13 protein-coding genes are annotated in these 12,609 nt (G+C 41.6%); 6 read left to right on the forward strand and 7 right to left on the reverse strand.

Annotated elements, in window-relative coordinates:
- Nucleotides 1-70: 70 nt before the first annotated feature.
- Entirely contained in the window at nucleotides 71-208 is a 138-nt protein-coding gene (locus PY364_RS18855) for a hypothetical protein (protein ID WP_275524792.1), read from the forward strand.
- A 366-nt stretch (nucleotides 209-574) separates the two neighbouring features.
- Nucleotides 575-1,819 (forward strand): Zn-dependent hydrolase, encoded by a 1,245-nt coding sequence (locus tag PY364_RS18860; protein WP_275524794.1) that lies wholly within the window; start codon nucleotides 575-577, stop codon nucleotides 1,817-1,819.
- A 463-nt stretch (nucleotides 1,820-2,282) separates the two neighbouring features.
- Here the strand turns inward: PY364_RS18860 and PY364_RS18865 are convergent, their stop codons facing one another.
- The 3 genes from PY364_RS18865 to PY364_RS18875 all read right to left on the reverse strand — a co-directional run bounded on the left by PY364_RS18865 (nucleotide 2,283) and on the right by PY364_RS18875 (nucleotide 7,869).
- Nucleotides 2,283-4,334, reverse strand: coding sequence for an iron uptake porin (locus PY364_RS18865; protein ID WP_275524795.1), 2,052 nt, complete (start codon nucleotides 4,332-4,334; stop codon nucleotides 2,283-2,285).
- Nucleotides 4,335-4,554: 220 nt separating this feature from the next.
- Nucleotides 4,555-6,147, reverse strand: coding sequence for a mechanosensitive ion channel family protein (locus PY364_RS18870; RefSeq protein WP_275524796.1), 1,593 nt, complete (start codon nucleotides 6,145-6,147; stop codon nucleotides 4,555-4,557).
- 129 nt (nucleotides 6,148-6,276) lie between these two features.
- Nucleotides 6,277-7,869, reverse strand: coding sequence for a mechanosensitive ion channel family protein (locus tag PY364_RS18875; protein ID WP_275524797.1), 1,593 nt, complete (start codon nucleotides 7,867-7,869; stop codon nucleotides 6,277-6,279).
- 274 nt (nucleotides 7,870-8,143) lie between these two features.
- Between PY364_RS18875 and PY364_RS18880 the strand changes: the two genes are divergently transcribed.
- Together PY364_RS18880 and PY364_RS18885 are read left to right on the forward strand one after the other, a co-directional pair.
- A complete protein-coding gene (locus PY364_RS18880; protein ID WP_275524799.1) occupies nucleotides 8,144-8,281 on the forward strand; it encodes a hypothetical protein in 138 nt (45 codons plus the stop codon).
- Between the two features lie 271 nt (nucleotides 8,282-8,552).
- Nucleotides 8,553-8,783: a hypothetical protein gene (locus PY364_RS18885; RefSeq protein WP_275524801.1), complete on the forward strand. Its 231-nt coding sequence runs from the start codon at nucleotides 8,553-8,555 to the stop codon at nucleotides 8,781-8,783.
- A gap of 55 nt (nucleotides 8,784-8,838) precedes the next feature.
- On the opposite strand, the gene PY364_RS18890 is transcribed toward PY364_RS18885, so the two are convergent.
- Together PY364_RS18890 and PY364_RS18895 are read right to left on the reverse strand one after the other, a co-directional pair.
- The gene (locus PY364_RS18890) at nucleotides 8,839-9,108 is read right to left on the reverse strand and encodes a hypothetical protein (protein WP_275524803.1); all 270 of its coding nucleotides are present in this window, start codon (nucleotides 9,106-9,108) and stop codon (nucleotides 8,839-8,841) included.
- Nucleotides 9,109-9,124: 16 nt separating this feature from the next.
- Nucleotides 9,125-9,313, reverse strand: a complete 189-nt coding sequence (locus PY364_RS18895; protein ID WP_275524804.1) for a hypothetical protein — start codon at nucleotides 9,311-9,313, stop codon at nucleotides 9,125-9,127.
- Between the two features lie 52 nt (nucleotides 9,314-9,365).
- Between PY364_RS18895 and PY364_RS18900 the strand changes: the two genes are divergently transcribed.
- Nucleotides 9,366-9,752: a hypothetical protein gene (locus PY364_RS18900; RefSeq protein ID WP_275524805.1), complete on the forward strand. Its 387-nt coding sequence runs from the start codon at nucleotides 9,366-9,368 to the stop codon at nucleotides 9,750-9,752.
- Between the two features lie 198 nt (nucleotides 9,753-9,950).
- Here PY364_RS18900 and PY364_RS18905 read toward each other — a convergent pair whose 3' ends face one another.
- Complete coding sequence (locus PY364_RS18905) at nucleotides 9,951-10,298, reverse strand: hypothetical protein (RefSeq protein ID WP_275524807.1); 348 nt, start codon at nucleotides 10,296-10,298, stop codon at nucleotides 9,951-9,953.
- Nucleotides 10,299-10,518: 220 nt separating this feature from the next.
- On the opposite strand from PY364_RS18905, the gene PY364_RS18910 reads away from it, so the two are divergent.
- On the forward strand, nucleotides 10,519-11,907 hold the full coding sequence (locus PY364_RS18910; protein WP_275524808.1) for an NB-ARC domain-containing protein: 1,389 nt from the start codon (nucleotides 10,519-10,521) through the stop codon (nucleotides 11,905-11,907).
- Between the two features lie 68 nt (nucleotides 11,908-11,975).
- On the opposite strand, the gene PY364_RS18915 is transcribed toward PY364_RS18910, so the two are convergent.
- Complete coding sequence (locus PY364_RS18915) at nucleotides 11,976-12,533, reverse strand: Uma2 family endonuclease (protein WP_275524809.1); 558 nt, start codon at nucleotides 12,531-12,533, stop codon at nucleotides 11,976-11,978.
- Between the last annotated feature and the right edge of the window lie 76 nt (nucleotides 12,534-12,609).

The following is a 12,609-nucleotide window of genomic DNA, read 5'->3' on the forward strand; positions in this document are numbered from 1 at the left end:
TGTTAACTGTTAACTGTTAACTGTTAACTGTTAACGGTTAACTGTTGAATGTAAAATTTTAGGAGGAATTATGGAATTCTCGGCTGTTAATTTGCTGGTTTGGGTGGCGTTTGCGCTGTTGGTTGTTGTTACTGGCGGTGTTCTTTATTTGACGGCGCTTGAGTGGCGCGATCGCAGAATGCAGGAGAAAATTAAGCGCAAAGGCTAGCTAGTATTTGTTGACAAATCAAATGTATTGTGATATTTGATTAATTTGTGGTAGGCGATCTCTTTACGGATTGCCTTACAATGTTGCATAACTCTTATTTATCCTCTGGGTCATTGATGAGGCGATCGCACAATTTTTCCTCAAATTGTATAAACTGCTACATTTATTTTGATATTCGGGAAGTAATGTATACAGTATACAAAACTTGTATTTGCCCTCAGAAGTTCTTAATCCCTGTTCAAGAGTGCATTTTAGTTATTTACGAATAACTTCTGAGTGTTGTCTTCTTCCAAGTAACGATCGCACCAGCAATCTACTATTCAATTTTTCTCCTAGCCTCAATCCCCATTATTTGGAGCATATTTTATGACTATTACATTAATCCCTGTAGTCAATGGTTCACGCCTCGATCGCAGCATTTACCAACTCGCAGAAATCGGTAAATTACCAAACGGCGGCGTAAGTCGAGTAGCATTCACAAAAGAAGACTTACTAGCACGTCAATTAGTACAATCTTGGATGATTGACGCAGGCATGACTGTTCGCATTGATACAGCCGGAAACATCATCGGTAGGTATGCTGGAAGGCAAGAAGGAACACCCGCACTAGCAACAGGATCGCACATTGATACAGTTCCCGTAGGCGGCCGCTACGACGGAGTTTTAGGAGTATTAGCAGGCATCGAAGTAGTGCGAGTGCTGCATGAAAATGGCATCCGACTAAATCATGCGATCGAAGTAATTGTATTCACCGATGAAGAATGCACCGTCATTGGTTGTAAAGCGATGGCTGGTAATGTCCTTAATGACCCAGAATATTACCGCCGCAATGATGATACTCCCATTCAAACTTGTTTAGAACAAATTGGCGGCGATTGGTCAAAAATAGCAACAGCCAAACGCAATCCGAGTGAAATTTCCGCCTTCGTAGAACTGCACGTCGAACAAGGCGGCGTATTAGAAAATACAGGCGATCCGATTGGAGTTGTCAAAGGCATTGTCGGACAATATCGCTACGCAGTAACAGTTACAGGCCGTCCCAATCACGCCGGAACTACACCCATGAATATGAGAAAAGATGCCTTAGTTGCAGCAGCTCAAATGGTACTAGCTGTAAATAAAATAGGCGTTGAAACTCCGGGAGAACAGGTCGCAACAGTAGGATACTTCAACGTTTCACCAAATGCAGCGAATACTGTACCAGCAAAAGTTGATTTTAAAATTGATTTGCGCGACCTTTCCCAAAGTCATTTAGATGACTTACTAGGAAAAATTAAACAGGAATTTAATGCGATCGCCTCTGCTACCCAGACAGAAGTAGTTATGACTCAGACTTTGCACGTATTACCTACGCTTGCTGCTACACAGATACAAGATGCGATCGCGCAAGTTTGCCAAGAATTAAACTTAAGCCATTACTATTTACCCAGTCGAGCCGGCCATGACGCTCAAGAAATAGGACGTTTTACTGACATGGGGATGATTTTTGTTCCTAGCCTTGCTGGAATTAGCCATGCAGAAGATGAATATACATCTCCAGAGCAATGTACGGAGGGAGCCAACGTATTGCTGCAAACATTTCTGAAACTAGATCGGCTCTATTCAGTTTAGCAATTATAGGACTAAAGCCCTGGCATAAGCGATCGATGCAAGTTGATCGACATAGGTTTTGTATGTCATTGCGTTGGCGTAGCCTGCGCGTAGCGCTTTAACAAGTGAAGCAATCTTAAGACTTTGCGATTGCTTCACTTCGTTCGCAATGACACCATTAGCCATTAGCTATTAAGTACCTGGACAAAAATAAACAGTGCCATGCGAGGGTTGCGGAACCACCTAAAGTCCTTGCGATTGCTTCACTTCGTTCGCAATGACACCATTAGCCATTAGCAATTAGCCATTAGCCATTAGCCATTATAGGACTTATGCACTTACTCTGATTTCTGTCATTACGAGCGAAGCGAAGTAATCGCAACCTTTTATTTTTAGAGGATACTGCGTAAGTCCTGCATTGGCAATTAGTAATTAGCTATTACCCATCGTACATCATTTACCTAAAAAGGGCAATATATCACCCTTAAAAACTAAACTGCGTCCGCAAATTCCCCACATAAATAGTAGGGTTGTTGTCAAAATTATTAGCATTGCCAATCAAGTAAAATGCCGGGACAATCGCAATATTGTCACTAATTGGCAAATAGTAAGTAGCTTCAAATTCATATTGCGTACCACCGTTTCCACCACCAGATACCAAGAACTTGCGGCCGCCAGTAACATCAAACGGTACTAAAAATGATAGCGTTAACAAAGCCCCCTGTTTGCCCAAATCTGGAAAAGCAACTCCCATTTGATAAGCTTGAGCTTTAATCGTACCATCCGGTCGATCGGTTCGGGGAAAAATATTAGTTCTGCCGTAACTATAGCGGCCAAAAAGACCAAAGTTGCGGGCAACTAGCCAGTCAAAATTGAAGACAAAAGTATCCGCCGTTGCGTTGCCAATTTTACCGCCGTAACCATCATCAGCAACGCCATAAATCGGCTCTCCAATTGCACCACCCACTTGTCCTCCTACTTGCTGGATATTAGAGCGAGTGTAGAGAAAGCGTAAATTGGCGCGATTGCTAGGGCTAAATGCCAGTTCAATTGTTGCCGAATTTGTACCATTAAAAAAGCCTTTAGAAGGGTCAGAGGCGGAATTGAATACCCCCGTCGGCAAAAATTCGTCACTTTCGCCTAGATAACCTAAACGCACCTTAAATCGACGACTGACATCCCATAAAGCTACAGCACCCGCACCGCGATCGACTGCGTTTGATAAAGTGCTACCATTCGAGTTAAAGGTGCTAGCTCCATTCAAGAAAAACGTGAAAGCATTGTTGTCAAAATAGCGGTAAAAGTTGATACGTGGCCCAACTACAACTTGCAAGCGATCGCTAAGCGGGAACTGGTAAAAAAGCTCTCGCAAAATAAATTCATTGGCATTAACACCCCCTGTCTGGTCAAGGAATGGAGTCCCAAATGTATTATAAAGACCCGCTGAGGCAAACTGATTTGCTGGCGAATCGCCATTACCAACAGCTAACTGCGTCACTAACTGATCTTTGCCTGTAAAAGAAGTAGTAAGCGTCAGCCAAACTAACTGACTAAAAGTAACTTCAGGGTCATCAACTTTCTGAACAACAGGTCGATTTGTAATCGGATCTCGACCCGCCGGTCTTAGTGCTAAAGGAGTGTCTGTATTCGTCGTTTCTACTCGGACACGCTTGTTCGCAGTTGCTCCAGTAACATTAAACCAAGCAAGACCGCTAAGTTTAGTTGTGGTTGAAAATTGGTTAGCTTCTAATTCCGCTGTCCGAGATTCTAAAGCGTCTACTCGTCCCCGGAGTGTTGCTAATTCGGCGGCAAATTCTTCTTGTAGCCGTTGTAGTGCGATTAAATCTTCTTTCGTGGCTAAATTGTTCGTTCCCCCTGCAATTAGCCGATTAACTTGGTCTAAACAAGCATTTAAACCAGCGGCAAATTCGTAGCGAGTTAAAGCTCTATTGCCGCGAAAAGTGCCGTCGGGATAGCCAGCGATACAACCATAGCGTTCTACTAAAGATTGTAGGGCTTGAAATGCCCAATCTGTGGGTTGTACATCAGATAACTGAGAAACTGAGGTGACTTGAGCAAAGTCATTTTGATCGCCAAGGTCAGCAGCGCTACCCGTTTCGGCTGGGAGATCGGGGATTCTTTTAACTTCAGCAATTACGGGAGATTGAGGGTTCAAAACTGGAGATTGAGACAACCACAAGGGATAGCCTTGATTAGGAATATCTGTCGTTGCGACTTCTTTTGTGGTTGTTGGAGGCGGTTGTGCTGCTGCTGTCGAAGATAATTCGCTTTCAGTAGTAGAGTTAATTTTTGCTACTTTGTCGTCTGTTGCTGCTACTTCTGGAACAGAGACAATGCGATCGCTCTGTGCTAATGCTACCTCTGGAAGTTTTGTTTCTGGAGTTGAGTTATCCTGTAATTGAGCGATCGCGGTTGCTGGTATTGAAGCTATTCCCACACAACCCACCAGCATTGACAGCGAGAAAACGGGAGAAGCGGTTAATGTCGCTTTCCTAGCAGTTGTAAATTTATTCATTTTCCCTCACACCATTAATTCGATCTTTTCACCAGAATGATATTAACAGCAGAGCTGGATCGGATATGTAAAATTAGCGACATTCTCAGGATAATTAAAAATTAAAAGTTATAAATTCAAAAAATTGGATCTTCTAAATCATCAAATCTTGGCCTAATTCTAGCTTCTGCTTTAGCTGTAACTGAGAATTAAACCTCAAGTTACAGCTAGAGGAGAAGGATTACATCAAGTAGGATTGTCTCAGATGCCAAACCAAATCCTGACGCACTTCACTCTTGATCCGATTTCCACGCTCACAATGCTCTAGCTTGATGCTATCTACATAAAAGCGCACCGTTGTATCCCGACTTAGGTCTCCACCGACTTCATTCACCCAAATTTTCGGGTCTTGCCATTGATTTCGGGAACTCTTGAAACTCTCACTCATCCAAACTTGAAAGCTTTCCACCAAATCGTCTAATCGAGTTTCCATGCCAACAGGATTGTTGATCATCTGATATAATTTATTGATTTTTAGAATCAACAAATTAATTCTCTGTTCCCACTCCCTCGGTAATGCCACCAGATCCTCTTTAAACAAATCTGGGTCTTTTAGCCAGCATTGATACCAGATTCTCACCAAACCGATGAGTGTATTATTAGACGGATCGCTTTCACTTTCAACTAACCTGCTACGCTTGCGCTTGTCCTGACGTTCAGCTTTTTTCTCCAAACCGATCGCTAGACAAATTTCTAAGAATTGTTTCTGGATTGCTCTAATTTCTTCTACATCTAATCCTCCCTGTTCTGCGCCGGAAATAATCTCTGATAGTTGCTTCAGACCCATTTCTATTTTGAGAAGCATACGAGTAACATCTTGCTCAGCTAGCAATCGCATCCGCCCAACTTCTCGCTTTAATTTCTGTTTAACTCCGCCTCCAGAGTGACCGTAGTAACTGTCAATTGCCTCAAGTTTGACCTCCAATTCTCCCATTGTATCGGGATGGGCAAGTACCACTTTTTCCATTAAAGATATCGCTCTTGCTGGATCGACATCACCTTTGATGGGAATGGAAATGGTGTAGTAATAGTGACTGGTGGGACGGCTGAGGTTAATAATGTTTTCACCTTGGAAAGTTGCATTAGGGATGTTAATCTCGGAGTGACTATCGATTAAGTACATAGTCGTTACACGCAGCCCAATTTTTTTGATGACTGCCCGCGAACCATCTGACAAAGCAACAACATCCCCGAAACTAAAAGGCGTATCAATCAACAGGACTAAGCCACTAAAAAAGTTGGCGAGGATGTCCTGTAATGCAAAACCGAGGATAAATGCTGCTCCCCCAATTGTTACTAGCAATCCTGATAGATCGAAACCTAATTGTTGTAAGGCTAGTAATCCACCAATAAAATAGGTGAAAAAGGGTAAAATGTTTTGCAGTATGGGTATTAAAACATCATCCCACATTGCTTCCGAGCGCTCGGCATACTGCTTGAGTGCATAGAGAACTACTTGGGTTAGAAGTTGAGCAATCCAATAAGTTCCTATTAAGAAACAAAGCGCTTTCAAAAGGTTTTTAATCAGATCTATTGCCAATGGTTGGCCGTTAAATTCCAGACTGGTTCCGAATTGGGTTAATAAAAAATTCAGCCCAACAAAACAGACGAGTAGAAGTATCGGGTCTCGTGAGATATTCAAGGCTACCAGTGGTAAATCCGTTGGTAGTCGGCGTAAAACTACGCGCAGCACTAAGAATAGGATATGCAAACCAACGATGGTGAGTCCTAGTATCCCAAAATTGGTGAGAAATGCTACAACACTAATTGACATCTAATTACCCTCCAATTACGATCGAACTTTAAATTTGAATTTTTACCAGTAGAATTCAATCAAAATCAAACAAATGATAGTGGGCTGTAACTGAGAATTAAACCTCAAGTTACAGCTAGAGGAGAAGGATTACATCAAGTAGGATTGTCTCAGATGCCAAACCAAATCCTGACGCACTTCACTCTTGACCCGATTTCCACGCTCACAATGCTCTAGCTTGATGCTATCTACATAAAAGCGTACCGTTGTCTCCCGACTTTGGTCTCCACTGACTTCATTCACCCAAATTTTCGGGTCTTGCCATTGATTTCGGGAACTCTTGAAACTCTCACTCATCCAAACTTGAAAGCTTTCCACCAAATCGTCTAATCGAGTTTCCATGCCAACAGGATTGTTGATCATCTGATATAATTTATTGATTTTTAGAATCAACAAATTAATTCTCTGTTCCCACTCCCTCGGTAATGTCACCAGATCCTCTTTAAACAAATCTGGGTCTTTTAGCCAGCATTGATACCAGATTCTCACTAGACCAATGAGGTTATTATTAGAGGGAACACCTCCTATTTCAACTAACTTGCTACGCTTGCGCTTGTCCTGACGTTCGGCTCTTCTCTCCAAACCGATGGCTAGAGAAATTTCTAAGAATTGTTTCTGGATTGTTCTAATTTCTTCTGCATCTAATCCTCCCTGTTCTGCGCCGGAAATAATATCTGATAGTTGTTTCAGACTCATTTCTATTTTGAGGAGCATACGGGTGACTTCTTGCTCGGCTAGCAATCGCATTACCCCAACTTCCCGCTTTAACTTTTGTTTAACTCCGGCTCCAGAATAACCATAGTAACGTTCAATTGCTTCAAGTTTTTGCTCCAGTTCTCCCATTGTATCGGGATGAGCAAGTACCACTTTTTCCATTAAAGATATGGCTCTTGCTGGATCGACATCACCTTTGATGGGAATAGAAATAGTGTAGTAATAGTGACTGGTTGGACGGCTGAGGTTAACAATGTTTTGGCTTTGAAAAGCCGCATTCGGTATGTAGATTTCGGAGTGACTATCAATTAAATACATACTTGTTAAACGCAGACCAATTTTTTTGATGACTGCCCGCGAACCATCTGGCAGAGCAACAACATCCCCGAAACTAAAAGGCGTATCAATCAACAGCACTAAGCCACTAAAAAAGTTGGCGAGGATGTCCTTCAAGGCAAAACCGAGGATAAATGCTGCGCCCCCAATTGTTACTAGGAAACCCGATAGATCGAAACCCAATTGTTGTAAGGCTAGCAATCCACCAATAAAATAGGTGAAAAATGGCAGGATGTTTTGCAGTATGGGTACTAAAACATCATCCCACATTGCTTCCGAACGCTCGGCATACTGTTTGAGTGCATAGAGAACTACTTGGGTTAGAAGTTGAGCAATCCAATAAGTTCCTATTAAGAAACAAAGTGAACTTAGACCTCTCTGGATTAACTCGATCGTTACTGGCTGGACATTCAATTCCAGACTGGTTTTCAATTCTGTTAATAATAAATTCAGCCCGACGAAGCAGACGAGCAGAAGTACGGGGCCCCGTGAGATATTCAAGGCTACCAGTGGTAAATCTGTTGGTAGTCGGCGTAAAACTACGCGCAGCACCAAGAATAAGATATACAAACCAACTATGGTAAGTCCTAGTATCCCAAAATTGCTGAGAAATGCTACAGCACTACTTGACATTTAATTTCTCTCCAATTGTGATGGAACGTTGAAGCTGTTTTAACTTTGTTATCAGTTTGAGAGGCTATTTGTAACAAAAATTGTTGTTGAGACAATCATTATAGCTGTATCATTGACACCTCCCTTAACTTATCTTTTTGTTTCTTGTTAGTTTGAGTCCCTAATTTTAGGTTTAGATACCTAAATCCTGTTCACTTCTTGAATCAAGGCTTGCTGATTCCCAAGTCTTAGTTTTACTACATTAATCGTATTTTTTGAGCTTGCAATCGCTTGGGTGATTTTAGGCAATTACGTCGGCTGGCGTTCGATTGTTGTTTTGACTACATTTGAGTTGCTCGCCATGACTTCTACTATTCATACCCTGCCACCAGTTTTTATACCTTGCCGCGCGATCGCCGAGTCCATTCCCTAAGTCCTGACCATTTGGGGACAAAAGCTGTGAAGCCTTGAACACAGGGATGGAGAAGACATTGATACCATAATAACACCAACATTAGGGACTATTTTGAGTTACTTAACAAAAGAATAAGATTTTCTGGCGGCGATCGCACACGAAATCATTTTGCACCGCTCTCAATGGTTGATGTTCTAAAATTGGGAGATAAGCTAAAAAGCATTCTGATTCATGCGACACAGCCCCCATACAATGCGAGATATCCTAGTAGAGACTAAAGGTCATAACCATGCAAACTCTCCCACAAACTGATAGGAAGCATCTCAGCCATGATGCCGCATTGATGTTGTTAGCAGTGTTACCGGAGCGCATCCGCGATGCTTATATGAATCATGCCAAACAGATTGATTACTCCATCGAAATGGTATTGGAAATGGCACTAGCTGACTTCCTTGACCCTGATTCATTGACATTTACAGACTGTAAGCCTCAGATCGGTTTACCTCTAAAGGAAGACTAGGTTGCACGATCGGGAATTGGAGGGCGATCGCTCATCTGGTTCGACCGCGCTGTATCTATTGCCCCCAAAGCACTCTCTGGATGCTAATATCCTCTGGATTAACTTCGATAATTAAATCCCCACCTCGTCGCCCAATATAATCTTTTGCCCCATAGTTCACTCGCCATACCCAGCTATCATTCTGAGGATACTGCGTCAGGCTGATGATGCTTTGCATTGCATCAATATTCAACTCACGGGCACGTTTATTAGCAGCCGCGATCGCACGAGCAATTGCAACGGCAATATCATCTTGAAGCACATCTGAACTCAATGTTGCACTCATAATTAGCTTCCACTTTTCAACCTAGAATGATAAATGTATCCGAAATCTCACTTACTTGTCCATTCGGTGCAATTAGATAGATTTTTGCTTGCGAAATCACAAACTCTCCTACGTAAGAGGCTCCCTTTAAATCGGGAGCGATCGTAATTTGGGGAAGATAAGGGCGATACTTGTGGCTGCCTAGGCCTACGCGGGATGTGGGCAAAATAACTCAAATAGAAGTTATCATAAAAAGCAGCAATTTTGGAAAAAAATTTATGAGTACGCAGCAATGGGATGACGCTCGGCTAGATCGTCTAGCTAATTCGATAGAAAGTTTAACCAACCGGGTAGATAGTATCGCGATCGCGACTGAGAATAACAATCGCTTGATAGAAAGTAATGCTCGTGCGATTCAAGGTTTAGGAAACCGGGTAGATAGTATCGCGATCGCGACTGAGAATAACAATCGCTTGATAGAGAGTAATGCTCGTGTGATTCAATCGTTAGCAAATGTGGCAGCAGAGGCAAGGGAAGAAAGGCAGCAAATCTTACAAGTAATTGCACAACACCAAGAGGAAATTCGTGGTCTTCAAACAGAAAATCGTCGGATTCTTGATATTCTATTAAATCAGCGCGATCGGGGAGATAATCCTACTGCTTAATTCAATCAGAAAGTAGGGCGATGCCTGCGGCTGGCTACGCCTACGCAGTTTAGGAAAGAGAGGGCGATCGATCGCCTATCAATAAAAAAAAAAGGGCGATCGCATCCCTACTCCCTTATCGATCGCTATCAATAAAAAAGTAAGGGGCGATCGCATTCACCCTTCATCAACTGCCCACTATCATCCCAACTCAGAGTTTCAAATCATAGTTGCTATGACTTCCATAAGTTCAGTCAGATTTACTGTTACTGTGCCCAAGGGAGTATCAACTCCAAACTTTAGTTTGCTGGGATCGGGGTGGCGAGGATCGATCTCGCCAGTAGCATGGGTTGTCAAGCTGTAAGTAGTGATGTTTTTATTTCCATTAAAGGGAATGTGAATAGTTGTGACTTGCCTATGTCGAATTTGGACATCGTAGCTTAAGATACCGCTGTCGCTCAGCTCTAGGTTTTTTATTTCTGAATCACCATCATTGCCAATACAGATTGAGTCAAAGTAATTTTCTAAAGCACTAGCAATTCCTGTACCACGTAAATCTTTTGGCATTGTACCTCCCAGGTATAACTATTTATTCAACCGCTGGATGTAGGATAATACTCTTGGTCGGCTTATCCGCACATCTGTGAGTTACTACAGTCATAAACCAAGCCCGATCGCTTTGTCAGTCGGATCAACATCGGAACTTTTCCCCAAACAATTCCTGATTTGTCGGAAAAATGTCGGAAGATCGGATAGAATGGAAAAACCCCACCTATCTAACCGATCTATGGACATTGCAGAAGCATTAAAACTCGCGGATGAACTGCTTTTTACGCATACAGGCGATCGCTTAGACTCTCTGCAAGAAACAATACTTAAAGGTACATTACAAGGTGAAAAATACAGTGAAATTGCTTCGGAAAACCATTTAAGTGAAGGTCATGTTCGAGATACAGCAGCGGAATTATGGCAAAATTTATCGGATGTTTTAGGAGAAGATATTAATAAATTAAATGCACGGAATATTTTAGAAAAAATTATTATCTCTAATAGCGGCTCAATAGGAGATTTTATTAGCGGCTATAAAGTAAGTATTTGTTCAGAACGAAGGCGATCCTCTAAATCTCCTCCCCTATCCAAGCCAACTGAAAACAAACCCTACCTAGACATAGATACTGCCCCAGAAATCACCACTTTTTACGGACGAAATGATGAATTAAATACTTTAAAAAACTGGCTAATTCAAGAACGGTTCCGCATCATTACCTTAGTTGGGATTATAGGCATTGGCAAAACGACGCTTGCTATCAAACTAATTGAAGAAGTCCAAACGCAATTTGAATATATTTTTTATCGCAGTCTCCTGTATCGCCCTACCATCGATAATTTTTTAACAGACTTAGTGCAAAGCTTTGTCTGTTCTCCCATTATTCCCAATACTCTCGATCGCAAAGTCGATCTATTGCTTAAATTTTTTCGCAAACATCGATGTTTGATTATTATAGATGACGTGCAGATGTTATTTGAAACAGGAGAACTTGCGGGTCAATATCGAGTAGAATTTGAGGCATATTATCTGTTGTTTAAACAAATTGCTGAGTTGTCTCATGCAAGTAGTTTGTTGTTAATTACTAGTGAACAACCAGAAGATGCGATCGCAAATCGTCATAAATTCACCCGTTGTTTAAAACTTACAGGTTTGGGAGAATCCGCTAAACAAATATTAAGAGATAAACAACTGTCAGACGAGCCAATGTGGGATACTTTGATTGAAAAGTATCAAGGTCATCCTTTATGGCTAGAAATGACAGCAACGATGATTCAAGAATTATTTGCCGGAAGCCTGACCGAATTTTTATCTTATCCGTCATCAATATTGAGTAATGAAATTGTATCTCAACTTAATCGAGTATGGGTGAGGTTAACAGAATCGGAAAAGCAGATCGTGAATTATTTAGCTAAACAAGAAAAAGCTGTAACTTTGAGCCAGGTTTTACAGGAAATGTCCGATTATACTCCAGAGATAATATTGAATGCAATTCAATCGCTGAAAAGACGTTGTTTTTTAGAAGATAATCGGAATGACGAATGCCTACGAGAGGCTACGCCAACGCCCTCTTTGTTAAAACTAGATAGGACTTTAGAAGCTTATGTGCATAAGCACAATTCCTGTTAAGGTAAGCGCTGCTATCATCTCTACCAATGAGGAAAAATATCGTTAACCAGCAACGCCTACCTTACCTATTAAGGAAATAATTCACCAACAGAAACCGCAATTTCAGGAAAAGCAACCATTGAAAAAATTGCCTCCTCATTCAAGATAATTTCTTGTTGATAAGTGTCATTACCCGGTTCCCGAAACACATAAACTTGCCGCTCATTGACATCCAAAATCCAGTATTCAAATATGTTAGCATTAGCATAAGTGCGGACTTTTTGACGACGATCTTTTGCTAAACTCGTATTTGCCACTTCAACGACTAAGAAAATTTCATCCGGTGTCGGATGATGGTCAAAATATTGATTAGCAACTATGCGAACAACAGCGATATCTGGTTCTGGTTCAGAATTAGGACGCAGAGTAATAGGTGACTGAATCCTAATATAAGCTAAATCAGTTAATAGATTGCTGAGATAGTTCGCACTACATTGCGTAGTAGCAGCATGGGGGGGAAGTTGTGGACTCATTTCAATTATTTGACCTTCCAATAATTCAACACGATCATCCTCATCGAGAATACCTGTCTCAATCATCTGATGATACTCATCCACAGTCCATAAACGCAGTTTAGTTACTGTCATCTTTCCCCCTCCTTCTCAGAGTTAAAAATCAACTACGGATTACCGTAACGCCGCCCTCTGGGCGGTAAAGATACCG

The sequence above is a fragment of the Kamptonema sp. UHCC 0994 genome (assembly GCF_029167235.1).
Lineage (GTDB): Bacteria > Cyanobacteriota > Cyanobacteriia > Cyanobacteriales > Microcoleaceae > Kamptonema.

What these genes read in the sequence shown, in the direction of transcription:
- PY364_RS18855 (WP_275524792.1), top strand. Translation starts at nt 71, where the DNA reads ATGGAATTCTCGGCTGTTAATTTGCTGGTTTGGGTGGCGTTTGCGCTG.
- PY364_RS18860 (WP_275524794.1), top strand. Translation starts at nt 575, where the DNA reads ATGACTATTACATTAATCCCTGTAGTCAATGGTTCACGCCTCGATCGC.
- PY364_RS18865 (WP_275524795.1), bottom strand. Translation starts at nt 4,334, where the DNA reads ATGAATAAATTTACAACTGCTAGGAAAGCGACATTAACCGCTTCTCCC.
- PY364_RS18870 (WP_275524796.1), bottom strand. Translation starts at nt 6,147, where the DNA reads ATGTCAATTAGTGTTGTAGCATTTCTCACCAATTTTGGGATACTAGGA.
- PY364_RS18875 (WP_275524797.1), bottom strand. Translation starts at nt 7,869, where the DNA reads ATGTCAAGTAGTGCTGTAGCATTTCTCAGCAATTTTGGGATACTAGGA.
- PY364_RS18885 (WP_275524801.1), top strand. Translation starts at nt 8,553, where the DNA reads ATGCAAACTCTCCCACAAACTGATAGGAAGCATCTCAGCCATGATGCC.
- PY364_RS18890 (WP_275524803.1), bottom strand. Translation starts at nt 9,108, where the DNA reads ATGAGTGCAACATTGAGTTCAGATGTGCTTCAAGATGATATTGCCGTT.
- PY364_RS18900 (WP_275524805.1), top strand. Translation starts at nt 9,366, where the DNA reads ATGAGTACGCAGCAATGGGATGACGCTCGGCTAGATCGTCTAGCTAAT.
- PY364_RS18905 (WP_275524807.1), bottom strand. Translation starts at nt 10,298, where the DNA reads ATGCCAAAAGATTTACGTGGTACAGGAATTGCTAGTGCTTTAGAAAAT.
- PY364_RS18910 (WP_275524808.1), top strand. Translation starts at nt 10,519, where the DNA reads ATGGACATTGCAGAAGCATTAAAACTCGCGGATGAACTGCTTTTTACG.
- PY364_RS18915 (WP_275524809.1), bottom strand. Translation starts at nt 12,533, where the DNA reads ATGACAGTAACTAAACTGCGTTTATGGACTGTGGATGAGTATCATCAG.